Origin of the sequence: Priestia filamentosa, from assembly GCF_900177535.1 — a bacterium.
Classification (GTDB): Bacteria; Bacillota; Bacilli; order Bacillales; family Bacillaceae_H; genus Bacillus_I; species Bacillus_I filamentosa.
On sequence record NZ_FXAJ01000007.1, the window covers coordinates 20,383 to 42,322 of the forward strand.

Consider the following 21,940-nt stretch of genomic DNA (forward strand, 5'->3'; position numbering starts at 1 on the left):
TAAATAAAGGGGAATTTCAAGAAGTACTGATAGATATACTTTTATAACACTCTTTAGTTACATTAGAGAGAATTTCTATCCCTCTCATGATATCATCATCTGTGGCTGTAAGGCTTATTCTAATACACTCTCTAGCATGTGTAGAAACATCATAACTATCGTGAAAAAAAGAACTACCTGGTACAACAATTAAGTTCTGTTCCTTTAATTTATTATAGAATTCCCTATCCTCCAATGGAAGATTTTCTAACCATAGCCAACTGAATAGTGAGCCCTCTGCACAATGTAGAAACCAAGGTATATTATCAGGCATAAATATAGTTAAAGCTTTTTTCAGAGTTAAATACTTTTGTTTATAGTGTTCCCGTATATACTTAACAGAAATAACAGGGAGTTGACCATTTTGAAGTGACTCAGCAACCATTTTTTGTCCTAATCTGGATGAATGAATTGATATATTTGATTGAAATGCTTCCATCACCTTTATATATTGTGGTTTTCCTATAGCAATCCCAACTCTTTCCCCTGGTAAACCTGCTTTTGAAACACTCATACAATGGACAATATTGTCTGTTAATATTGGGTTCATATCAACAAAATTAATTGCTGGGAAAGGTGGAGCATATGCAGAATCAACCAATAACGGAATATTTAATTCACTGCATACATTTGAAATAAATAAAATATCTTTCTCTGATAGAACATTTCCGCATGGATTGTTAGGGCGCGATAATACCATAGCTCCAATGTCTCTATTATTCATGGCCCTTTCTAAGAAACTTTTTTTATCTAACTCATAACGAAATGTATGATTATCTATTTTTGAGATAAGAGGAGGAATCCCCCCAATAATATTTTTTTCTAATGCAACGCCACTATAGCCAGCATAGTCGGGTAACATAGGTATTAGAGCACGTTTTAAATCACTTTTGTCATTGGTACCGCAAAATGAGTTTAGAGCTAGGAAGAATAAATTTTGGCTACCTGATGTTATAAGAATATTTTCACGTTCCAATTTAACGTCATAGTTATTATAAAAATATTCCCTAATACAATCTATCAGTTCATAAGTTCCATAACTAGAACCATATTTACTCACCATATTTTCTAATTCGCCGTTATTGAGAATATTTCTTAAAGAATCCTCCCACATCTTATAAACTTCAGGTAAAAGTGTTGGATTTCCAGCACTTAAATTAATATACTTACTAGGATTTGAGTTAAGAACTTCTTGAATATCATGCATAATTGCCCTAACCCCTACTTTATTCATCATCTTCTGTCCAATTTTACTAAGTTCTAAATCTGACAAGATTATACCAACTTTCTATATAGTCCCTGCACTAAATTTTAAATAAGGCACATTAACATTTTGATTTTCTTGATAAATAAAGTAATTTTCAGGAATAGTGAATTTATCATTATTATTGCTAGGAAGTAGATGTTTTCTAACGTATTGTTCAGCTTGATCCTTGTACTCTATATCATTGTGAATAATTTCGAGTTCTTCAATTTCTGAAACTAATATTTTTAACTCTTCAATACATTTTGGTAAATCTAAATGGGTATGTCCACGATCTCTATAAATCGATTGGCCGTTTTCTATTAGCCAACTGAATAGGAAAAAGCCTGTTCCCGAATCAAAATTTCTAGAAGCATTATGTTGACTTGGATACCTTAAGAGACGTTCAAATAAGACAAACTCAGTAATCTCCTCCCAATAAGGATATTTACGTTCATTAAGAGTAATGATTGTTTGGCAGTCCACTTTAATCTCCTCAAGAATTCCAGCAAAAAAGTTCATTTTAGCTTGGATGTTTTGATCAAATGGTTTATTTCCACAATGATGGTAGTAATCATGTAGATAACCCCATATAACTCTTGCCTCATAAGTTATCTCTCTATCCATATCTTTAGATTTAAATTTGAACTTTGGAAATATACTATTTGCTCTCTTTAATGTATCGTCATTATAAATGTCGTGGAATTTATTAAAGAAAAATATAGCAAAATTCTGGCTAGTTACTTTTTCTTTAGTTTTTACGTTTTCAGGAAAGAAAACGATACATTTTTCTTCCATAAATCCCTGTGTACCTGCTAAAATTTTTAGAGATTCACACCCGTTTTTAGGATGAGGTAGTTCCTTTTCAATAGATTCCATTATTTCTGGTTCATCACGAAGAGCTAGAAATGCCTCAAAATAAAAACCTCTCTTATTCGGCCCATTTGGTGTAACAATAGGGCCTAAAAAAAATGTAACCTCTCCATTAACAGGTGGACGATATGTAATAAGTGTGTTATCAAAATATGGGGCTTCATCTAGCCCTCTCTTTATCCAATTTAATATGTCTTCTTTAAATGCAACTCCAACTTCTTTTAAGTTGAGGGAATTATAAATTACCTCGGTATTTTTAATTAAATCCATTAAAATTTCTTGTGCTCTTTGTTTATTCTCTACAATTTGCCCTTGTGTACCTTGATATTTTCTTAATTCATCTATCTCAGGTAAAATTTCATCTCGTAAAACAGTTAATAGCTGATCCGTATTTGTTTTAGTTAGCATAAAGGAAATCCTCCTAAAATTATTTATAAGGGAACATATAGCATTCTCTTAAACTTTTCTAGATTAAACGTCATTATCATAAAAGAGTCACTCTTTCCTAAGGAGTTTGCTCTCTTTGGAAAATAAAAGGACTATGCTTATTTTGGTAAAGAACTGCTAGATGTCTCTTTAATTTCTTTGGTGGAGTGATCTACCCCTTTCCTTTTTAAATTAATAAATATAACTCCTATAAGAACAAAAATAGTCCCTAGGTAGATTTGATTGTTTAAAGCTTCGTCTAGAAAAATGAATCCTACATATAAAGCAATAATTGGAGAAATAAATAGATGTGCAGTTGCCTTTGATATATGCCACTGCTTTAGTAAATAGATATTAATCCAGAAGCCTAATACTGAGCCAACAATGGCCAAGTATAGTAAGGAAAAAAGACTGGAACCAGAAAAAGTACGATTACCATCCTCCAGAATTAGACTCAATATTAGTAAGATTGTGCCCCCACTAAACATAGATAGGGAATTAAAGGTCATAATTGGTAAGGATTTAATTCTCATTTGTACTTGAATAGTAATTAAAGCAGAGCCGAACATTGCGACTAGGATGACTGCCATGGCTATGAGTTCAATTAAATCCCCTTTAATTAGTAATTGATTTCCAAATACAAAAATGATTCCAAATAAAGATAGTATTACACCCATTTTTTGTCCTTTAGAGGCTGGAGTACCTTTAAATAAACGATTAATTAAAAGAGCGAAAACAGAAATACTAGCAGCTAACACAGAAACTAGTCCACTTGGTAAATAAAGTGAAGCCCAATAAACTGAGCCGAATGGTATTGCAAAATACATAAGACCATTAAGAAGTGAAATAATTAGAACCTCTTTTGAAAAAGAAAGCTTTCTATTTAAAAACAAATAACCTGCAATTAATATACTTGCAATTAAAAACCTCATACCAGCCGACCAAAAGGGAAGGCTACCTTCTAGTCCGGTTTTTTGGAAGGCCCATGTGGTCCCTCCTATCAAACATAAAAGTCCAAATAGGAGGGGAGCATGGATACGAAATAATTTGGAACTCATAATACGTCACCTTGTTTCCTTTGTATCTATTAGCATAACAATTTCACTTAAATTCTTATTTTCTAGCATGTACGGTAAAACACATAGGTACCTCACCGAAGTCTTTAACAATAAATAAATTGTGCTGTTCAGCCGCTTTAATTGTAGTAATACAAGAATCTACTATTCCCAATGAACAGTCTAGTGCTGCTTGAGCATTACTGTCCACTAGCTTTATATTACTGCTAAATGCTTGAGCAAGATTAGCTGGAGCTGGATGAGAAGCGATTACGGTATCTTTAGAGAAATTAAACTCTTGTCTTGCTGCAAGAACCATATTGTATGTTGGCATGATAAAGCTATCTATAAGCTCTAAATTAGATAAATTCTTAAATACTATGTCATGAAGATAAGGATAAACAGCGCAACCTATAAGTATAGAATTTTCAGTCTCTTTAACATAGGGTAGTGCCTCTTCTAGTGTTTTATGTAGAACAACTTTCCCTTTTATTTGTTGTTTCTCAAGCCATAATAAACCAGCCTTCTCACAATTTGTTCCTGCTGGACCTAATGTGTGAACAACTTTCACCTTTTGATTTAATTCCTGAACATTTTGCATAATAGTCGCCATAATTTGAGCCCCCTAAATTGTTATATTATTTTTATAAGTAATTTTAATCTTTTTATCTAAATTCTTGTAATAGTTTTCACAATCCTCATAAGACTGATGACTTGTCAAAATAAAACCAGGGTACCCTGAGAAATACGGGTAAGGTAAGATTTCAGTCCCTTTGTCAATAAATTGGAGAATTCTTTTTACTCGTGAGTCTTTTTGTAAGGATTCAATTCCTTGAATTTCTTCAACAACACCAGATCCTTGAACTGGAATAATATAGTTACCTGCTACATTTTTAGCAATAATATTATGTAAAATACAATGGGGATCTAAAACTCCAACTGCATTTTGAATAGCTAACTGCATATAGTTAATACCTGTACTTTCTTTTACAATATAATGAGAGACACCTGAACCTCCAATCCGTGCTCCCACTTCAATCACATAAGGTACTCCATCCTGGTTTAATCGTAATTCAGTATGAGCAGGACCATTTTCAATTCCTAATGCTTTTACAGCACGAGATGCTTCATTAGCTATGGTACTTTTTAAATTTTCATCTAACTGAGCTGGAGCTATATAAACTCCTTCCTCAAAGAATGGTCCTTTACAATCTCCCTTATATCCAATTGATAAAACATAAACTTCGCCTTTTATCGAGAAGGTTTCAATAGCAAATTCTGGTCCATCTATAAACTGTTCAATAACAATTCCAATCTTGTTTTGCGTAAATTTACCGAGTTCGTCTTTGTTAATCTTTTTTACCTTATTTATACTTTTCACTAACTCTTCTCTATTATTTACTCGAGTCACACCTTGACTAGAAAATCCATTAGTAGGTTTCACAACTAAAGGAAACTCAAATAATAATTCATCTAGAATTTCATCTGATGCTAATTCATAGAAAGTAGGTGTATTAAGGTTGTTTTCTTTCAAACTTCTCCTCATTTCATTTTTATTTCGGCACTTTTCTATTACAGAAATAGGGAGGGATGGGAGCTTCAACTCTTCTGCTACTTTTGCTACAAAGTCTAATGCTGGTTCAAATAGGGTCATTACTCCATCAAAAGGACTTTCTTGATATGCCTGTTTGACAATGTTAAGTGCCTCTTCCTGCTGATCAAATAAACGGATAGGAATATATCTGTTAATACCAGAAAGATTCTTAGGTCTAGTATCATTAGCATTATAAAAGAAAGTTACTTCTACACCTAAATCTTGTGCCTCCTCAAAAACAAAAGGTAAATGTTTATTTTGGCAGATAATTGCTAAGTGTTTGTCTGCTATCTTCACTAGTCTCACTTCCTTCATTTTTAAATTAAGGAGCCTAGAGCAAAAAACACGAACTTTATATGCTAAATAATCGCCGAGAACTCCTATTATCAGAAATAATAGTGCTTTGTTAGCAATGAGTTTTAGAATCAAATCAGATGAATTTTAGATGTTGTTGCATCTTAGCATACATTTGTCATATTTTAGGCTTGCTACCCCTTTATAAAGTTATTTAAATAACCTTAGTAATTTACTAATCTGTTATTACTGAGTGTTAATAAATTTTAATTAATTTTTTCATTACTAAATTTTAATAAAATTCAATCAATTATATTACTACTAAATTTTAGTAAAGTTCAACTAGTTATGTCAATGTAATTATTAATAAACTTATGTAAAATATTTGTAAAATTAATTCTTGGAAATGCTTTAAATCTGTACTTTGTTCAGATCCCCTTATTATCAGCAATCTAAAAAATGTATACTCTATACAAACCTAATTAACATAAAATAGTCAGGAGAATTTCTCAAGCTACATATGTATATGAATCTATAAAACTGGAAAACCTATTAGTGTATTTCCCTATCCATATAAATAAGTTTACATAAAATAGAATACATACTTTCTATTCTATTTAATTACCTGTTTCGCTATTGTAAGTATTCCTAATCTTACTTTTCTTGTTACACTCAGTCTTTTACATAATTAAGTTAAATACATCTACCTATTATTTAACAACGTTTCCATCTAAAGTCTGGTTTCTGTCCTTATGTTAAAGGGAATTAAACTCCAAAAGTCAACCTTAAAAGGAGACAATCATGGTTACAATTGAATCGATCGTAATAGGTATTGTATTCATCATCATTCAACTATACGCATTAACAATTGTCGAACGCTCTCCAATAGGAGAGCAAAAGCTGCTCTCCTTATCAGGCGGTGTAGCTATTGCTTATGTGTTTATTTATATCTTACCGACGCTTCACGGAAAACAAGAAAAACTTGGAGGATCGCTGGCCCTTGATACTGAACTTTATTTTCTTGGTCTTCTCGGCTTACTAGTCTATTTTTCGGTTTATTCATTCGCTGAGACAAATGCAGCAACACAGCTAAAGGAACAAACCGTTTATATGGTACAGGTGAGTTTCTTTATGGTTTATTCTTTTATCATTTCTTATGTCGTGTTTTCATCTGATGTCCAGCGAGTCGAATCACTATTCTATGGATTGGCTATCAGCCTTCACTTTATTGGGTTGTCCTACCATCTAGGAAAAGAACATCATCGCTTGCATCAAAACAGAGGTCGTTATATGCTTGCCGGAGCAACTTTGTTTGGAGCAATCGCAGGCATCTTCGGTCCCTCATCAGGTCTATTTGTTGAGTCGATGATTGCTTTTAGTTCAGGTGCAATGTTATTTAATGTTATCAGCAAAGAACTCCCTGTCGAAAAGAACGCGCACTTGCCAACCTTTTTAATCTCAGCTCTTGTCTATGCCGCCACAATGATTGCGTTAAAAGCCTTTTTCAATTGGTAGGTAAGTGGCGAGGTTCTTTGTAAGAGATAAGTGAATTGGTTCTGGTGCAAATACTTGAAGAAAATGTAATAAAGTGAAAGATTTCTAGTGGCTCCTTGTTTTATGTTATGTGTGATATTCAAAAGCAGAAAAAACTCCCTTTTGCAGTGGGGAGTCTTTCTGTTTTCAACCTATATACGGTATATAAAGTTAGTTAACATAGTAGTTGATTCAAGGAAGTAATAAGATCGCAAACCTGCTCAGTACAGCAAGTTTGCGATTTTTATTTATGAATACTTTCAATTTGGAGACTGTTTTTTAAAAACATGAACTTCTCTTATACAAAAAAACTATACATAGATCAAGTTTTTTCCTTTAGATCAACACTCAATTTTGTAAGATTTCTCGTGATTTGTAAGTACATCATTATTTCACTGAATAACCTCCATCTACGAAAATATGAGTTCCAGTGATGAAAGACGATTCGTCTGAGGCTAGAAAAATAGCTGGTCCTACAATATCATCCGTCTCTCCCACTCGGTTAAGGATGGTTAGCCCACTTTCACGTTCCATTACCTCTCGATCTGAGAGTCGTGCTCCAGTCAGGTTAGTATGGATGGTTCCTGGCGCAATTGCATTTACCCGGATTTTCATAGTCCCAAGATCTGACGCCATATGACGAGTCATAGAAGCAACGGCTCCTTTGGAAGCCCCATATTGTACCGCATTTGGTTCTGCAATCACAGAAGTAGTAGAAGAAATATGAATAATAGAACCACCTCCTTGTCTGGCCATAACACGAGCAGCTTCTTGACTACACAGGAATACTCCTTTCGCATTGACTTGCATCACACGGTCGTAATCTTCTTCGGTTAATTCGAGAAATGGTTTCCGTATGGTAATTCCTGCATTGGCCACGAGGATATCTAACTGTCCAAATTTTTGAATCGTCTGTTCTATGCACTCCTTTACATTAGCTTGGTTACCAACATCGATGTATGTAGCGAGCCACATATCCTCTGATGCTCCTGAATCTTGAGCCACCTTTTGTGCTGATTCTATATTAATATCCGCAAAGATAACTCGTGCCCCCTCTTTAAGATATCCTTGGGCAATTGCAGCACCCATGCCTGATCCAGCTCCTGTCACCAACGCTACTTTATCTTTAAGTCTCATTTCTACAACTCCCAATTTATCAATATTAATTTATCTTAATAAACTAGACCTTACTCACACATATCTTTTTAATTCTTAAGAAAGACAATACCGTTACTAATAATTAGCACAACTACCCCTGAAAATTAAATAATAAATTGAATATTCTTAATTTTACACCTGCAGTTTTTCTATTAATACTTATTTTTATCATTCTTAATCACAACTTCTTCAACTAATATGTTTTTTTGCGGTTTGATATTTCCCATGATAATATCCGCAACATCGTCAGGTTCCATAAAGGTTTCTTCTGTACTAGCTCCTCCCCATAATTCAGTTTTCATATTTCCCATATACGCTCCAAATATCCTAACAGCCGTCGGCTCAAGTTCTAGCGCTAAGCTTTCAGTAAATCCTCTTACACCAAATTTACTTGCACTATAAACCGATTCTGTAGCTTTTCCTCTCTTCCCTGAAAGAGAGATAATGTTGACAATATAACCTTGATTTCTCTTTTTCATGTCATCTAATACTTCTTGTGTACAAAAGATTGTGCCTTTTAAGTTAATATCAATCATTTGATGAATAGATTCCTCGGTTAAATTCTCCGTCAAATCAAAGCTTCCAACTCCTGCATTATTGATTAATACATCAATTGCTCCAACCTCTTCTTTAATTAAGTGCATAACTTTTGCTACATCCTGTTTAGATGAAACGTCTACTTCATAAATAGAATGGTTGTTTGTTAATGTTTCAGCTGTTCGAATAAGTTTTGTTTGAGTTCGTCCGAGCAAACATACATGACAACCTAAATCAGAATATTTTTTTGCCAAAGAGGCCCCTAATCCACTTCCAGCCCCTGTAATCACCACATTCATATCCATGTAAGTTCCTCCTTTCTCTTAATCTAAGATTGACCCATTTATGGACAAATAAGGGTTAAGTTAAATGTAACCTAAAATGATTTATACAAATATTACATTTCTACTTAAGAATCCTCGCAAAGGTTGAGAAAAATAACTGGTTTTGTCTTTCATTTAGGAAGAAATAAATGTTTGTTTATGCTCCTCCTGAGCCTCATCGCCTTTATAATATTCTGAATATTTATGCTCTTTCTCCCAATAATCAGCCCCTTTAATACCTAACATAGCAGGATCAAATACAGGATCCTTTCCTTCCTTCTTCTGTCTCTCGTAATCTTTTAATACTTTAAACGCTTGTTTGGACAAGAATAAAATAGAAAAAATATTCAACCAAGCCATACTTCCAATGCCTAGGTCTCCTAATCCCCACGCAAGGGTGGCTGCTTTAATACTGCCATAGAAGACAATAGCCAATATGATAAACTTTAGGATATGTTCTATCCAAACTCGCTTTACCTTTCCCAGGGCATAACCAAGGCACGTTTCTGCACTGTAATAATAGGCAACTAATGTTGTAAAAGAAAAGAGTAAAATGGCAAGAGCCACAAAAGGAGCACCAACTCCTGTTAGCACTGACTCCACTGCTTTTTGTGTGTAAATTGTTCCTGGCTCAACACCTCCCAAATTATTCACAAGTGGTTTCATCCCATCTGGCGTCACATTATACATACCTGTAGAAAGAATCATGAACCCAGTGGCAGAACAAATAAGTAGCGTATCAACGTAGACGGCAAAAGACTGAACTAACCCTTGTTTAGCAGGATGAGAAACTTCTACTGCTGCGGCTCCATAAATTTCACTTCCTACTCCGGCTGCATTTGAATAAATACCTCTTCGAACTCCCCAGGCAATTGCCGATCCTATGATACCTCCAAATGTTGCATCTGTACCGATAGCACTCGTAATAATAAGTGAAAACATATGAGGAATTTCAGAAAAGTTTACACCTAAGATAATGAAGCAAATTAAAATGTATCCAATAGCCATAAATGGCACAAGTATTTCTGCAAACTTTGCAATTCGTTTCACGCCGCCAAAAATAATGACTCCAAGAGCCATAACCATTAGTATCCCAGTTACTGACGGTTTTATCTCAAATGCTGTTTCTATACCAACTGCAACCGTGTTTGCTTGTAGAGCTGGTAATAGCATTCCCTGTGCAACTACTGTGACAATGGCGTATAATACAGCAAGCCATTTCATTTTTAATCCTTTTTCTATATAAAAGGATGGACCTCCCCGTAATTGTCCGTTCTCTTTCACCTTATATACTTGGGCAAGCGTTGTTTCAACAAATGAAGTTGCAGCTCCTAAAAACGCCATAATCCACATCCAAAAGAGAGCACCTGGTCCACCATATGCGATAGCAGTAGCCACACCTGCCACATTTCCAATTCCTACCCTACTAGAAAGTGTCATGGCTAATCCTTGAAAAGAAGATACTCCCGTCGCAGAACCTCCCCCATCAAAAATTAATTTCCTCATGTCCTTAAGATGCCGAATTTGAAGAAAACGTGTAGCAAGAGAATAAAATAACCCTACTCCTAGGAAAACGTAAACCAAGGCTGAACTCCAAACAATTCCATTGAGCCAATTTATAAATGTCTCCATAAAAGTCCCCTATCCATAAGATATATTTTTTCTATGAAACTCTCGCTTTTTATAGTTTTAAATGGCTAATGATGAAATTCATACGTAGATTTGGTATTTCCTCGTATACTCAAACTTTAGGACAAATCAGCATGAAAATTATCATCCAGTCCGCACGTGACTTCTGAAATGATGAATGGCTATTTAATCTTCCCTATAACTTGCTAATTCATTTATATAGTTCCCTTCATCTCCTTCCTTATAGATACCTCAATAGAAGTTGATCGTATTTTCCCTCTTTTTTTAATTTCTGATGTATTTCTTCATTTAATCACTACTTTCATTCTTTTGAAATCTTAATTCCTAGTTCCAGTCTATAAAATTTTGAATATTCTATCTTTCTAAAAATATAATTTATATTCATAATCCCCTCATCAGACATAGTGTAAAGAATTGATAGCTAATAATTTTACACTAGATATGTAAAAAACCTTTGCTAATGCTAAGCAAAGGTTCTCTTCTTATTCCTATGATAATTAATTGGTTTAAAATATAATTTCTCTTGATTCTTTTAACGTGACAAATCTGCCACCTAATATATTATTATGATGTTCTATTATTTTATCAGCTGAAAGAACATCCGTATCAAATGTGCTATGAGCATCTTTTACTAAGATATTCTCTTTGTAACCTAAGCTATATGCTCTTCTACAAGTAGTGTCTAAGCAAAATTCAGTTTGCATACCTGCAATGACTAAATTCCTAATTCCAAGTTCTTGAAGATAAAATGCATCCCAAGAAGCTTTTCGAACAACACTTTCTGCTGGTAATGGGCGAACATCACGATGAATTTCCTATGTAAATTTCCCTTCACTAAGCATACTATCGGAACTAGGATCAGTATGCTGTATATGAATAATTGTTATGTTTGATTGACGAGCTTTTGTCAGTAGAGAAGAAATATTGCGGAGCACTTGTTGTTCATTCCATACAGTTCCACCTTCATAAGAAAACATAATATTTTGGATATCTACAAGCAGCAAAGCTGTTTTTTGCTCATTTCGTTGTATCCTCCTATTGAATCATATGGTAGAAAATTCAACACAATATTATATCAAATTAAAATTTCATATTACATAGCTTACCTTTACAAAATATACTCTTCTTCAAGTTGTATTTGATATACAAAGTTAGTTTACAGAAAATATGTTCGAATAGGTAAGAAAAGAGATCTTCTTTATATACAAAGAAGATCTTTTTAAGTATGTGAACAATTAAAAGAGTTTAAGTATAAAATGCCTCTATTTTATAGATTCTAAAAGAGAAATCAATTATAAAGAGATGAAGGGACATGAGAGTAAAAATGCTATTAAAAATACTTGGAGCTCTTTTGCTTTTATACTTTATATACACAATCATAACGGCTATTGTCCTTTTTTATCTACCGGTGAAGAAAGAGAAAATAAGCCCAACAAATATTAACCATTTCTTAGGAACAAAGAAATCAACAGACCGAGTTCTCTTGCTTGAAGATGGCTATAACTCAGGAGTTGCTCGTATAAAAATGATTCAGGAAGCGAGACATTCTATTGATATTGCGTACTATGCTTTAGGAAAGGGAGAATCGACAGAATTAATTTTAGGAGCGCTTATGGAAGCAGCGGACAGAGGAGTTCATGTTCGCGTTCTCTTAGACGGAATCTCTCATAATTTAAGAGGAAAAAGAAGTGATGTTCGTTATGCTTTAGCATCCCATCCAAACATTGAATTTAAATATTATGAACCCTTTACTCTTCTTAAACCATGGACATGGAACAATCGACTCCATGATAAAATTATGATTGCTGATACAAATATTTCTATTAGTGGTGGAAGAAATATTGCAGATAAGTATTTAGCACGTACTCCTTCTAAAGATTTTGTTTATGATCGAGATGTTGTTGTTTTTAATGAAAAACAGCAGAAGGATAGTATTATTTTCACAATGAAAAACTATATCAATATGTTATGGAATCATCGCTATACAGCTACTGTATTCAAAAATCTTTCAAAGAGCGAAAGAGAAAAAGGTGAAAGAGTAAGAGAAGAGTTAAAAAGAAAATATAAGAAGGCGAAACATTTAGAAAAGGACTTTGTTAATCCTATTTTCCAATGGAAAACAGCTACTGTTCCTACTAATCAAGTGACTTTTATTCATAACCCAATTGAACGTTTGCGAAAAAAACCCATTGTTTGGCAGCAGCTTCTTGCACTTGGCGAACAAGCAAAAGAGTCTATTTTTATTCAAAGTCCTTATGTTATTCCAACAAAAAACATGGAGAAATATATACCAAATAAAGAACAGGAAGGAGTTATTCCGACGATTCTTACCAATTCATTAACATCTACTCCTAATCCTCTTGCTTTTGCTGGATATATAAAATCAAGAGACGAAATTGTTCAGTCAGGTGTACGTCTTTATGAATATGAAGGTCCCCATTCCATTCATGGTAAATCCATTATTTATGATAGGAGGTTAAGTGCTGTAGGTTCATTTAATATTGACTCACGTTCTACTTTTTTGAATACTGAATCCATGCTTTTAATTGATAGTGAAGAATTTTCAGCTATTCTAATGGAAGCAATAGATGATACACTTTCAAAAAGTACACTTATTGCTAAAGATAAAGAGTATGTTCAATATCCTGAAGATCAAAGACCACAAGAACCAGCCTTAAAATCGTTTCTATTGCAAGCTGTTTCTAAAATAACAGTGTTATGGAGAGAGTTAATTTAAAGAATATAATATTTATCTTGAGGTCACATGTCTTACATTAAAGGAAGTAATAAAAGCGCAACCTCCTCAGTAACAAACAGTTTGCGCTTTTTATTTTCGTTTATATACTTTTACAGACGTGTTTTAAACCATTTCTCCATTTTTTTACGTGTTTAGATAGAAAATAACCTTTATTTGAAGTAGAATACTAAAACAATATGTAGCAAATATACTACATGTTGTTTAGCTATTTAAAAGGCTTCTACGTCATCTTCTACCCAATTTGTTCTCCGCATACTTATAAATATCCGGTCTCAGGTTTTTGAATATTGGAATGTTTTGTTGTTGTTCTGCTACTTTCTGTATATCGATTTCTGCTGTTATGCTCTCTTCTTGGTTGCCCGCTTCTTCTACAATGTTTCCATTTGGATCAATCACGATTGAATGTCCCGCGTATGTGTTGCCGACATGTTTTTTATTATTCACATCTCCCACGCTGTTACATGCAATGACATAGACGCCATTTTCTATAGCTCTTGCTTTCAATAGTGTTCTCCAATGATTTACGTTTTTTGTAGTCCACTGTGCAACATAAAATATGATTTTGGCACCTTGAGACGCTGGGTAGCGTGTAAGTTCCGGAAAACGTAAGTCGTAACATATAATTTGGCTCGCTTTGATACCGTTAATTTCAAATACTTCTGGCACCTCATCTCCAGCTGTTAAATACTGATGTTCATCTAACATCGGCACGAGATGTATTTTATCTTTTTGATAGAGCAGCTCACCCGTTTTTGATACCGCAAAAGCTGTATTATAAATGTTGTCATCGCGTTTATTTGAAACTGAACCTGCAATAATATCCACACGATGTTTGGTTGCTAAACTTTCGATAAAAGGAAGACTTCTTGTTAAATCGATATCTGCTTTTTCTTCTAAATGTTGTAAATCATAACCGCTATTCCACATTTCAGGTATCACCACAATCTCAGTATCCTCTTCGAGCTTTTCTTCAAACAAGGCTTTAATACGGCTTTCGTTTTGCTCAACTTCTCCTTCTATAATCTCAATTTGAAATAATTGTATTTTCATTTTTCTCCCTCCTATTCATATCTAAATTTATAAATGGCATATAACTCATCATTGTATTTAACATCTTCGCCATGTGATGAAGATATAATAGAAGGTTTAATTTCATCTATAACCCGCCCACTATTAATATTTTCATTCATATCAACTGTGAACTTTTGAATCGGTGGGTGTAAAGTTTCAGCATGAGAAATGAATAAGTCTCCAGTTAGCAACACATTGTCATCTTTATGATGATATATCACATGTCCCGGTGTATGACCTGGTGTTAAATATACATCTATAGGTAACGTTTTAATGATACTGTCACTTAAACCTTCAACTTGATATTCAACACCTGTTCTTTCCTCTTCTGCTTTGGTTGGATATGGCTTTTCACCATTAATAAACGGAATTTCAATTTTATGCGAGTAAATAGGAATATTTAATTTCTCTTGTAAATACTTGGCACCATTAATGTGATCGAGATGTCCATGTGTCAGTAAGATACTTTTAGGAACACCTAAAGATTTTGCTGCATTCAGCTGAGTACGTGCATAATCTTCCATTCCAGTATCAATTATATAAACATCCTTGCCATCCACCACGTACCATGTATTAATTTTGACCGGAATGCCGACAACGATTTTATAAGTGAGTCTATAAACGTGTTCAGAAATTTGAACAAATTCCAATTCATACACCTTCTTTTCATTTATTTGATATCATAAGTTTAATAAGAAAAAAAAGGTGTAACAAGAAGGCACAATTTTGTTACTACCCATTGAGGTGAGAAAATGTCAGGCTTTAAAAGCGATCAATATGGTACTTGTACGTTAACTGTGAAGCATGCTTGTCCAATTGAATTAACGATGCATATTATTGGTGGTAAATGGAAAGGCATCATTTTATCCCTATTGTCGCAATCTCCAATGTATTACAATGAAATGCGCCGTGAAATACCAGGTATTACTCAACGCATCCTTACTCTACAACTTAGAGACCTCGAAAAAGATGGTATCGTTGAAAGAGAAGAAACGAACGATAATCCTAAAAAAGTTTTATATTATTTAACAGCTCTTGGAGAAGAACTTGTCCCAATACTTAAATCCATAGAAAAATGGGGCAATGCTTATATGAGTAAGCAATAAGAAAGGTTAATTATTCATTTTTCCTGTTTGTTTTTGGAGCTTATTTTATGACGGTAGGATTGATTGATTCATTAAAATTAAAGCTACTTGAGGTGCTATTCGGTCCTATATGGTTACCAATGTTATTTGTAATTCCATGTATATTAATTGGACTAGTGATTCAAAAAAACATGATTGACCCTTCATAAAAAAGAATGCTGTTTTCAGAAGAAAACAGCATTCTTTTTTTCACTTGTAAACAATCAAACCTTTATTGTACTAAACTTCAAATTAAACAACTTTGGAGACATGAATTGAAACAAATCTCACTCTCCTCGTTATGAGCGAATTTGTATTTTTTATTTCTATGTAGCCGGCGTCATTGTTTTCACACTACTATATATTAAGAAACAGTTGACGGAATACATTCACGACTTTAACCATGTTACGCTTTTCAACCAAGTTAACTTTTTGGAAAAGTTCGTTCACCTTTAACTAACTCATCCAATGTTATTTGATATAACTCACTCATCTTAACCAAGTTATCAAGAGTAGGATAGGCTTTGTTTTTTTCCCATTTAAAAACAGTTTGTCTAGATACAATCATTTTTTGAGCTAGTTTTTCTCGACTCATATTGTGTTGTTCCCTTAAACTTTTTAACTGTTCACCTAAATTCATTTCTTCACTCCTTGCTTCAGTTAATGAATTTACTTTATTATAATAAAAACATAAATACACTAAGTTATATTGCTTATAAACTTAACAGTATTGCTGTAAAAGGGAACGTTTTCAAAAACATCAATTAGAAAGAGAATTTTAGGAAGCTTTTAGAAAGAGTGTACTAAACTAACCTGAAAGTTTCTTTCATCTACATATACTGCAAATACTTCTCTTAAATTATAAAAAACGTATATAATCTTCGTAACATTGATTTTCAGGTGCTTATCTATAAAAAAGAACATCTAATCTTATGAGGCTACACCTTCACATATAATCTGTTTAGTAAAGATAAAAAAGTACCCCCATGAACAGAGGTACTTTTAGCAATCTAACCTATTTTGAAGCTGGAGCTAGCGTAACTTCCGGTGAAGTTACTTTGTCATAAAAATCTACAAATTTGTCACGATCGGCGCTATTACGGTAAGCCATAGCAACGCGTGGATGTTCATTAAGGACACCAGAAATCATATAAGGAATGATATAGCCCCACTCCCACTTTTGACGCATTTCTAGCATGTGTTTTTCAATGATGCCAAGCACTGGCTTAAGCTCGTAGCTCGGTTTTGGTATGTAGCTAACGAGTAGCTCTGTGTTGCAGTTACCCGCTGCACGACCCATGCCATAGACAGACGAATCAAGAAATGTAACCCCATTTCGCATCGCAGTTAATGTATTGGCAAATGCTAATTGCATGTTGTTATGCGTATGAATTCCAAGCTGTTTGTTAGGGATCATCGCCTGGAATTTTTTCACTTGATGCTCAATATCGGCAGGATCTAAGCTTCCAAAGGAGTCAACAATATATACAACATCTACAGGACTTTCCTTCACCATCTTGAACGCTTCAATAAGCTGTTTCTCCGGTACACTAGATAGAGCCATGATATTAAGTGAAGTCTCATAGCCCAAATCGTGAAACATTTGCACAAGCTCTAAGCCTTTATCTACTTCACGAATATAGCATGCCACTCGAATCATATCTAAAACACTTTGCTCACGTGGTAGAATGTCATTTGGATCTACACGTCCAATATCTACTAGAGCAGATAGCTTCGTGAACTTTTTCTCAGGGATAATTTCTTTTAAGAAGTTATCGTCAAGAAATCTCCATGGATTGGGCTCAGTCGCTTGAAGAAGTTTTGCAGAATTTTTATAGCCGATCTCCATGTATTCAACACCTGCTGCACTTAAACCATTATATAAGTCTTGAACAAATTCGATGCTGAAATCCCAATTGTTAACTAATCCTCCATCACGAATGGTGCAGTCTATAATTTTACTATTAAGTTCCATGAAAATAATTTCCTCCTGTTTATCCTGCTTTTATTAATATTATTTTTAACTTTTACGCTTTTATGTACTAAAGTTTCCTATTGTGTTTATACCATGACTCATTTGAAGGTGTCAATCTATTTTCTAAACTCATTGATTTCTATTGTACCCATATAATCCACCCTTTTCGGTGATATTATACTTCCTAGAAGCAGAGTTAACATAAAGATAACTCCTAACCATTCGACTAATATTAAGGATTTTATCCCCCTCACTCTCCATCTCACCTTCTAAAAAAAACAAAAAATATACTAGGTAGAAGAATAAGACAAAGGATTCTAACTATACTGTATCCCTTGTCTCACCTTATACTTTTTCATTTATAATTTTTATTTGCTATGTAACTATTAACGTTTAACTAGAGTATCGTTCTGAAAGTTTAGCCTTATGCGATTTAAAAATTTCTTCTAGTGGGATATCATATTTATTAGCAATTACAATGAGGTTACCAAGTACATCTCCTAATTCCTCTGTTAATTCTTTTTTATGTTCCTCCCAGGTTCCATTTCCTTCATCCGGTCTATCTCTTCCAATTTCTAAAGAGCGGATGGCTCGAGCTACTTCTCCCGTTTCCTCAGCTAAGAAGCCAATTCTAATGAAGATATCTAAATCTGACCATCCTCTCATTTCATAGTACTCTTTTACCCATTCCTGAAACTCTGTCACATTCATTGAATTATTCCCCTTCTATCTTATGACTTCAACTAAGTTTAACAAATGATTCCTTATTATGTATAATCAATAACAGTGACTTAAATAGGAGGAGATACTTTTGAAAAGAATAGCTGTATTCTGTGGATCTAGTAATGGAGCAACTGATCTTTATATCAAGGAAGCCAAAAAGTTAGGAGAGGAAATTGCTAGACGGGACATTTCTCTTGTATACGGAGGAGCAAGTGTTGGGGTAATGGGAGCTGTTGCAGATTCTGTATTAAAATTTGGTGGTCATGTTATTGGAGTCATGCCTACTTTTCTTGAAGAACGAGAAATTGCTCATAAAAACCTATCGGAGCTTATTGTGGTAGAATCGATGCATGAAAGAAAAGCGAAGATGGCTGAACTTGCAGATGGATTTATTGCATTACCAGGCGGACCAGGGACATTAGAAGAGTTCTTTGAAATTTTCACATGGGCTCAATTAGGATTACATCAAAAGCCGTGTGGGCTCTTAAACATTAACGAGTATTACACCCCTCTTGTTTCCTTATTTAATCACATGACAGAAGAACAATTCTTACAAGAAAAATATCGGACTATGGTTCTTGTAGATACAGAACCACAAGGCTTGCTTGATCAATTTCATACATATCAACCCCCATCTGTTAAGACATACATTACAGAAGCTCAGAGTTAACTAGAAAACGGGATTAGACCATAACTAATCCTGTTCTAGATTCTTTACAATTAAACTTCACATCATCTACATTATAAGAATAAAAAAACCTTATAATTCCTTTATAAACATTTATCCCTAATGTAAAATTATCTTTATGATTTAAATATTGGATATAGAAAGGGAATTTTATGAAATCTTTTTTAAAAGTAACATGCGCGGCATTTATACTTACAAGCTTAATGACAGCCTGTAGTGAAGAAAAAGAAACTGCTCAAGTTGAACCTTCAAAAGAAGTTGAAAATACTCTATCTCCTGAAGAGCAGCAACAACAGTTAGAAATTGAGGAATTAGAAAAGGGAATTCTCTTCTACGGAGAAAATGTAAAAGGCGGAGATTATGGTGTTTCTGTTTTAGATGGGACATACGAAAAAACCAATGAAGGTTCAGGTACCATTAAGGCTCAAGTTGAAGTGAAGAATGTTCATGACGATGGTACAGGTGTTACCCTTTTGCCTTTAGAATTTTGGATAGAAAATGAGAAAACAAACCAAAAATTTATAGGAAAAGCTCTTCCTAACGACGCTCAGAAGTTTACAAATCTCCCTCAAGGACAATCTATAGTTTTTGATGTTTCCTTTTCAATTAAGGCTATAGAGGAATTAGAAAACTTCTATTTATACATAGATAGTAAAAATGATCCGTTTGCAAATGCTCATTGGAAACTCGATAATTTAGATTCCTCACAATCATAAATGGATGAATATGATCTGCAAATGCTAGTTAATATACAATCTAAAGGAAGTAATAAAAGCGCAAACTTGCTCAGTAACATCAAGCCTGCGCTTTTTATTTTTGTTTATATATACTTTTACAAACCATTTTTAAATTATACAAAGCTCATCTTAAGTTGTTGTTTTTTCTTACTGATTACCCATCTTTTGTAGGTGACTAGGATTAATATATCCAGGTTTTAGAGATTGTTTGAATGGATGACTTTGCACCAAAACCTTCGATTAAAAACCCCTCCTAAGTGAAAGGAAAGGTTTTGTAAAAATCACTCTTTAGTTATTTTCCCAAACATCTTGAGCGATTTTAATTACATGACTGATTTTATTCCATTGTTCTTCTTCTGTTAACTCGTTTCCTTCTTCTGTACTTGCAAATCCACATTGAGGACTTAGTGATAAGTTTTCTAGAGGTATGTATTGGCTTGCCTCTTGAATTCTTTCTTTAATTGTTTCAGGATTTTCTAGTTTAGCAAATTTAGATGTTATTAATCCTAGTACAACGGTTTGGTTATTACGAGTAAAGTTTTTTAATGGTTCAAAATCACCTGAACGGTTGTCATCATATTCAAGGAAAAGTCCGTCTACATTTAAGTTAGCGAAGATTGCATCCGAGATATTATCGTAGCCGCCACTTGTGATATAAGTAGATCTGAAATTCCCACGGCAAATATGCATTGTGATCAGCATATCCTCAGGCTTCTTAGAAATCGCATCGTTTAAGCAGCTTACTCTCGTATCAATAATATCCTGTACATCCATGCCAAGCTTTTCAACAACTGCTTTTATACGTTCTTCCGAAACAAAATCAATCCAAGAAGTATCATCTAATTGTAGATAACGGCATCCCGCATCATAAAAAGCTTGAATGGCTTTTTGATAAGCAGCTACTGTATCATTATAAAACTGCTCACGGTTCCCCCCATAATATGAATCCTCTTGAATTCTAGTGAATAACATGTTAGGACTTGGAATGGAGAATTTAGCAACTTGGCTTCCATCACCATATTGTTCGACAGCTTCTTTTAAAAACGTGAAGTGTTCTAGCATATAATGATGGTTGAAACTCACTTTACCAACTACTTTAATAGCCTTATTTTTTGTTTTTGCCCCTTTAAATTGACTGATATATTCCGTTTCAAACTCCTCTACACCTTCTAAGCCTGATAAAAAGTCTAAATGCCACCAAGAGCGTCTAAATTCACCATCAGTAATCGATTTAAGGCCTGTCTCAATTTGTTTTTGGACAAGCTTTTCAATTTCTTTATCTTCTACAGCTTTTAAGGCATCCTTATCAATCTCTCCATTTGCATAAGCTGTTCTTGCTTCTTTAAGAGGTGCTGTTCTTAAAAAACTACCTACGTGATCTGCTTTAAATGGAGCTTTTACTAATGTCTTTGTCATAATTTCATTTCCTTCTTTCTTTCAAAATTAAAAAACCTCTTCTTAAAAATAAGAAGAGGGTAATTGTCATAATGGGTGCTCTTCTTATCTTCAAGCAAATCGCTACTGGAATTGGCACAGTACTTTAATAGTCCGCTGCCGAGGTTTCCTAGGGCCAGTCCCTCCACCTCTCGAGATAAGAATATTCAATTTATTTAACTTAAAAATAGGTTACACCTGTTTTATTAGCTTGTCAAATAAAAATTTATTTCTCACTGATTTTAATGTTGACTTTCATCTTATATTTAATTTCTCTTTCTTTCCTGTGAATTTAAACCATTCTCTTCATTTGTCAAGATAAAATACAGTACCAAAACGGTTTGAGGATATGAATAACAGACTAAAAACCTTTGCTTATTATGCATTCTACCCTTAGTATCCCTATTATTACTATCCATTCATTATAAAAATAAAAGAATACTTTAAAATAATTATGCTTATTAATTTACTCGGCCATCTGACCATCAGTAATCAAAAAGCGCACACCCGTTATTAATCAACGAGTTTGCACTTTTTTTAGATATAATGTGTAAATGTCTTATTTTTTAAGGTAGATTAAGCTGATTTAATTGATACTTATCTAAATCTGGGTGAGTGAATCATCCACTCAATGTGGCATTCCTTATTAAAGGTAATGTTTCACAAAATATCTTTATTGTATTAAATTCTAAGATTTTCGAGTCA

At 33.8% G+C, this 21,940-nt stretch carries 20 protein-coding genes, 1 pseudogene and 1 riboswitch; of the genes and pseudogenes, 6 read left to right on the top strand and 15 right to left on the bottom strand.

The window, feature by feature from the left end; all coding sequences use genetic code 11:
- Window positions 1-16: 16 nt before the first annotated feature.
- The 5 genes from B9N79_RS20460 to B9N79_RS20480 form a co-directional block, all read right to left on the bottom strand.
- Window positions 17-1,312 (bottom strand): valine--pyruvate transaminase, encoded by a 1,296-nt coding sequence (locus B9N79_RS20460; RefSeq protein ID WP_085118857.1) that lies wholly within the window; start codon window positions 1,310-1,312, stop codon window positions 17-19.
- Between the two features lie 15 nt (window positions 1,313-1,327).
- Complete coding sequence (locus tag B9N79_RS20465) at window positions 1,328-2,563, bottom strand: DUF6421 family protein (RefSeq protein WP_019392460.1); 1,236 nt, start codon at window positions 2,561-2,563, stop codon at window positions 1,328-1,330.
- Window positions 2,564-2,700: 137 nt separating this feature from the next.
- Window positions 2,701-3,639: a DMT family transporter gene (locus tag B9N79_RS20470; protein ID WP_040058007.1), complete on the bottom strand. Its 939-nt coding sequence runs from the start codon at window positions 3,637-3,639 to the stop codon at window positions 2,701-2,703.
- 55 nt (window positions 3,640-3,694) lie between these two features.
- On the bottom strand, window positions 3,695-4,249 hold the full coding sequence (locus tag B9N79_RS20475; protein WP_046217049.1) for a hypothetical protein: 555 nt from the start codon (window positions 4,247-4,249) through the stop codon (window positions 3,695-3,697).
- A 12-nt stretch (window positions 4,250-4,261) separates the two neighbouring features.
- The gene (locus tag B9N79_RS20480; RefSeq protein ID WP_046217048.1) at window positions 4,262-5,527 is read right to left on the bottom strand and encodes an ATP-grasp domain-containing protein; all 1,266 of its coding nucleotides are present in this window, start codon (window positions 5,525-5,527) and stop codon (window positions 4,262-4,264) included.
- A 798-nt stretch (window positions 5,528-6,325) separates the two neighbouring features.
- Here B9N79_RS20480 and B9N79_RS20485 point away from each other — a divergent pair.
- Window positions 6,326-7,039 carry a hypothetical protein gene (locus B9N79_RS20485; protein WP_019392456.1) on the top strand — a complete coding sequence of 238 codons (714 nt, stop codon included), beginning with the start codon at window positions 6,326-6,328 and terminating at the stop codon, window positions 7,037-7,039.
- Between the two features lie 405 nt (window positions 7,040-7,444).
- Here the strand turns inward: B9N79_RS20485 and B9N79_RS20490 are convergent, their stop codons facing one another.
- The 4 genes and pseudogenes from B9N79_RS20490 to B9N79_RS20505 all read right to left on the bottom strand — a co-directional run bounded on the left by B9N79_RS20490 (window position 7,445) and on the right by B9N79_RS20505 (window position 11,729).
- Window positions 7,445-8,194, bottom strand: a complete 750-nt coding sequence (locus B9N79_RS20490) for an SDR family NAD(P)-dependent oxidoreductase (RefSeq protein ID WP_040058008.1) — start codon at window positions 8,192-8,194, stop codon at window positions 7,445-7,447.
- Between the two features lie 173 nt (window positions 8,195-8,367).
- On the bottom strand, window positions 8,368-9,057 hold the full coding sequence (locus tag B9N79_RS20495; protein ID WP_046217047.1) for an SDR family oxidoreductase: 690 nt from the start codon (window positions 9,055-9,057) through the stop codon (window positions 8,368-8,370).
- Between the two features lie 153 nt (window positions 9,058-9,210).
- Window positions 9,211-10,707, bottom strand: a complete 1,497-nt coding sequence (locus B9N79_RS20500; protein WP_085118859.1) for an alanine/glycine:cation symporter family protein — start codon at window positions 10,705-10,707, stop codon at window positions 9,211-9,213.
- A 524-nt stretch (window positions 10,708-11,231) separates the two neighbouring features.
- A pseudogene (locus tag B9N79_RS20505) lies at window positions 11,232-11,729 on the bottom strand (isochorismatase family protein).
- Window positions 11,730-12,037: 308 nt separating this feature from the next.
- Here B9N79_RS20505 and B9N79_RS20510 point away from each other — a divergent pair.
- Window positions 12,038-13,462 carry a phospholipase D-like domain-containing protein gene (locus B9N79_RS20510; protein WP_085118862.1) on the top strand — a complete coding sequence of 475 codons (1,425 nt, stop codon included), beginning with the start codon at window positions 12,038-12,040 and terminating at the stop codon, window positions 13,460-13,462.
- 246 nt (window positions 13,463-13,708) lie between these two features.
- On the opposite strand, the gene B9N79_RS20515 is transcribed toward B9N79_RS20510, so the two are convergent.
- The gene (locus B9N79_RS20515; protein WP_085118864.1) at window positions 13,709-14,533 is read right to left on the bottom strand and encodes a carbon-nitrogen family hydrolase; all 825 of its coding nucleotides are present in this window, start codon (window positions 14,531-14,533) and stop codon (window positions 13,709-13,711) included.
- An 11-nt stretch (window positions 14,534-14,544) separates the two neighbouring features.
- Window positions 14,545-15,204: an MBL fold metallo-hydrolase gene (locus B9N79_RS20520; protein ID WP_040058013.1), complete on the bottom strand. Its 660-nt coding sequence runs from the start codon at window positions 15,202-15,204 to the stop codon at window positions 14,545-14,547.
- Between the two features lie 102 nt (window positions 15,205-15,306).
- Between B9N79_RS20520 and B9N79_RS20525 the strand changes: the two genes are divergently transcribed.
- Together B9N79_RS20525 and B9N79_RS26250 are read left to right on the top strand one after the other, a co-directional pair.
- Window positions 15,307-15,660, top strand: a complete 354-nt coding sequence (locus B9N79_RS20525) for a winged helix-turn-helix transcriptional regulator (protein ID WP_019390684.1) — start codon at window positions 15,307-15,309, stop codon at window positions 15,658-15,660.
- Window positions 15,661-15,707: 47 nt separating this feature from the next.
- A complete protein-coding gene (locus B9N79_RS26250) occupies window positions 15,708-15,848 on the top strand; it encodes a hypothetical protein (RefSeq protein WP_158512808.1) in 141 nt (46 codons plus the stop codon).
- 254 nt (window positions 15,849-16,102) lie between these two features.
- Here B9N79_RS26250 and B9N79_RS20530 read toward each other — a convergent pair whose 3' ends face one another.
- From B9N79_RS20530 to B9N79_RS20540, 3 genes are all read right to left on the bottom strand, one after another.
- Window positions 16,103-16,318: a helix-turn-helix domain-containing protein gene (locus B9N79_RS20530; protein WP_019390685.1), complete on the bottom strand. Its 216-nt coding sequence runs from the start codon at window positions 16,316-16,318 to the stop codon at window positions 16,103-16,105.
- A 375-nt stretch (window positions 16,319-16,693) separates the two neighbouring features.
- Complete coding sequence (locus tag B9N79_RS20535) at window positions 16,694-17,653, bottom strand: aldolase catalytic domain-containing protein (RefSeq protein ID WP_085118866.1); 960 nt, start codon at window positions 17,651-17,653, stop codon at window positions 16,694-16,696.
- 393 nt (window positions 17,654-18,046) lie between these two features.
- Window positions 18,047-18,364 (bottom strand): MazG nucleotide pyrophosphohydrolase domain-containing protein, encoded by a 318-nt coding sequence (locus B9N79_RS20540; protein ID WP_040058016.1) that lies wholly within the window; start codon window positions 18,362-18,364, stop codon window positions 18,047-18,049.
- Window positions 18,365-18,464: 100 nt separating this feature from the next.
- On the opposite strand from B9N79_RS20540, the gene B9N79_RS20545 reads away from it, so the two are divergent.
- The gene (locus tag B9N79_RS20545; protein ID WP_085118868.1) at window positions 18,465-19,046 is read left to right on the top strand and encodes an LOG family protein; all 582 of its coding nucleotides are present in this window, start codon (window positions 18,465-18,467) and stop codon (window positions 19,044-19,046) included.
- A gap of 170 nt (window positions 19,047-19,216) precedes the next feature.
- Complete coding sequence (locus B9N79_RS20550; RefSeq protein ID WP_085118870.1) at window positions 19,217-19,780, top strand: hypothetical protein; 564 nt, start codon at window positions 19,217-19,219, stop codon at window positions 19,778-19,780.
- A gap of 309 nt (window positions 19,781-20,089) precedes the next feature.
- Here the strand turns inward: B9N79_RS20550 and B9N79_RS20555 are convergent, their stop codons facing one another.
- Window positions 20,090-21,217 carry a 5-methyltetrahydropteroyltriglutamate--homocysteine S-methyltransferase gene (locus tag B9N79_RS20555; RefSeq protein WP_040058018.1) on the bottom strand — a complete coding sequence of 376 codons (1,128 nt, stop codon included), beginning with the start codon at window positions 21,215-21,217 and terminating at the stop codon, window positions 20,090-20,092.
- An 81-nt stretch (window positions 21,218-21,298) separates the two neighbouring features.
- Window positions 21,299-21,399: riboswitch (SAM riboswitch) on the bottom strand.
- Window positions 21,400-21,940 lie beyond the last annotated feature (541 nt).

Coding starts and splice junctions, on each gene's coding strand:
- B9N79_RS20500 (WP_085118859.1), bottom strand. CDS start 10,707: ATGGAGACATTTATAAATTGGCTCAATGGAATTGTTTGGAGTTCAGCC.
- B9N79_RS20550 (WP_085118870.1), top strand. CDS start 19,217: ATGAAATCTTTTTTAAAAGTAACATGCGCGGCATTTATACTTACAAGC.
- B9N79_RS26250 (WP_158512808.1), top strand. CDS start 15,708: ATGACGGTAGGATTGATTGATTCATTAAAATTAAAGCTACTTGAGGTG.
- B9N79_RS20490 (WP_040058008.1), bottom strand. CDS start 8,194: ATGAGACTTAAAGATAAAGTAGCGTTGGTGACAGGAGCTGGATCAGGC.
- B9N79_RS20535 (WP_085118866.1), bottom strand. CDS start 17,653: ATGGAACTTAATAGTAAAATTATAGACTGCACCATTCGTGATGGAGGA.
- B9N79_RS20495 (WP_046217047.1), bottom strand. CDS start 9,057: ATGGATATGAATGTGGTGATTACAGGGGCTGGAAGTGGATTAGGGGCC.
- B9N79_RS20515 (WP_085118864.1), bottom strand. CDS start 14,533: ATGAAAATACAATTATTTCAAATTGAGATTATAGAAGGAGAAGTTGAG.
- B9N79_RS20470 (WP_040058007.1), bottom strand. CDS start 3,639: ATGAGTTCCAAATTATTTCGTATCCATGCTCCCCTCCTATTTGGACTT.
- B9N79_RS20510 (WP_085118862.1), top strand. CDS start 12,038: ATGAGAGTAAAAATGCTATTAAAAATACTTGGAGCTCTTTTGCTTTTA.
- B9N79_RS20530 (WP_019390685.1), bottom strand. CDS start 16,318: ATGAATTTAGGTGAACAGTTAAAAAGTTTAAGGGAACAACACAATATG.
- B9N79_RS20555 (WP_040058018.1), bottom strand. CDS start 21,217: ATGACAAAGACATTAGTAAAAGCTCCATTTAAAGCAGATCACGTAGGT.
- B9N79_RS20485 (WP_019392456.1), top strand. CDS start 6,326: ATGGTTACAATTGAATCGATCGTAATAGGTATTGTATTCATCATCATT.
- B9N79_RS20540 (WP_040058016.1), bottom strand. CDS start 18,364: ATGAATGTGACAGAGTTTCAGGAATGGGTAAAAGAGTACTATGAAATG.
- B9N79_RS20465 (WP_019392460.1), bottom strand. CDS start 2,563: ATGCTAACTAAAACAAATACGGATCAGCTATTAACTGTTTTACGAGAT.
- B9N79_RS20525 (WP_019390684.1), top strand. CDS start 15,307: ATGTCAGGCTTTAAAAGCGATCAATATGGTACTTGTACGTTAACTGTG.
- B9N79_RS20475 (WP_046217049.1), bottom strand. CDS start 4,249: ATGGCGACTATTATGCAAAATGTTCAGGAATTAAATCAAAAGGTGAAA.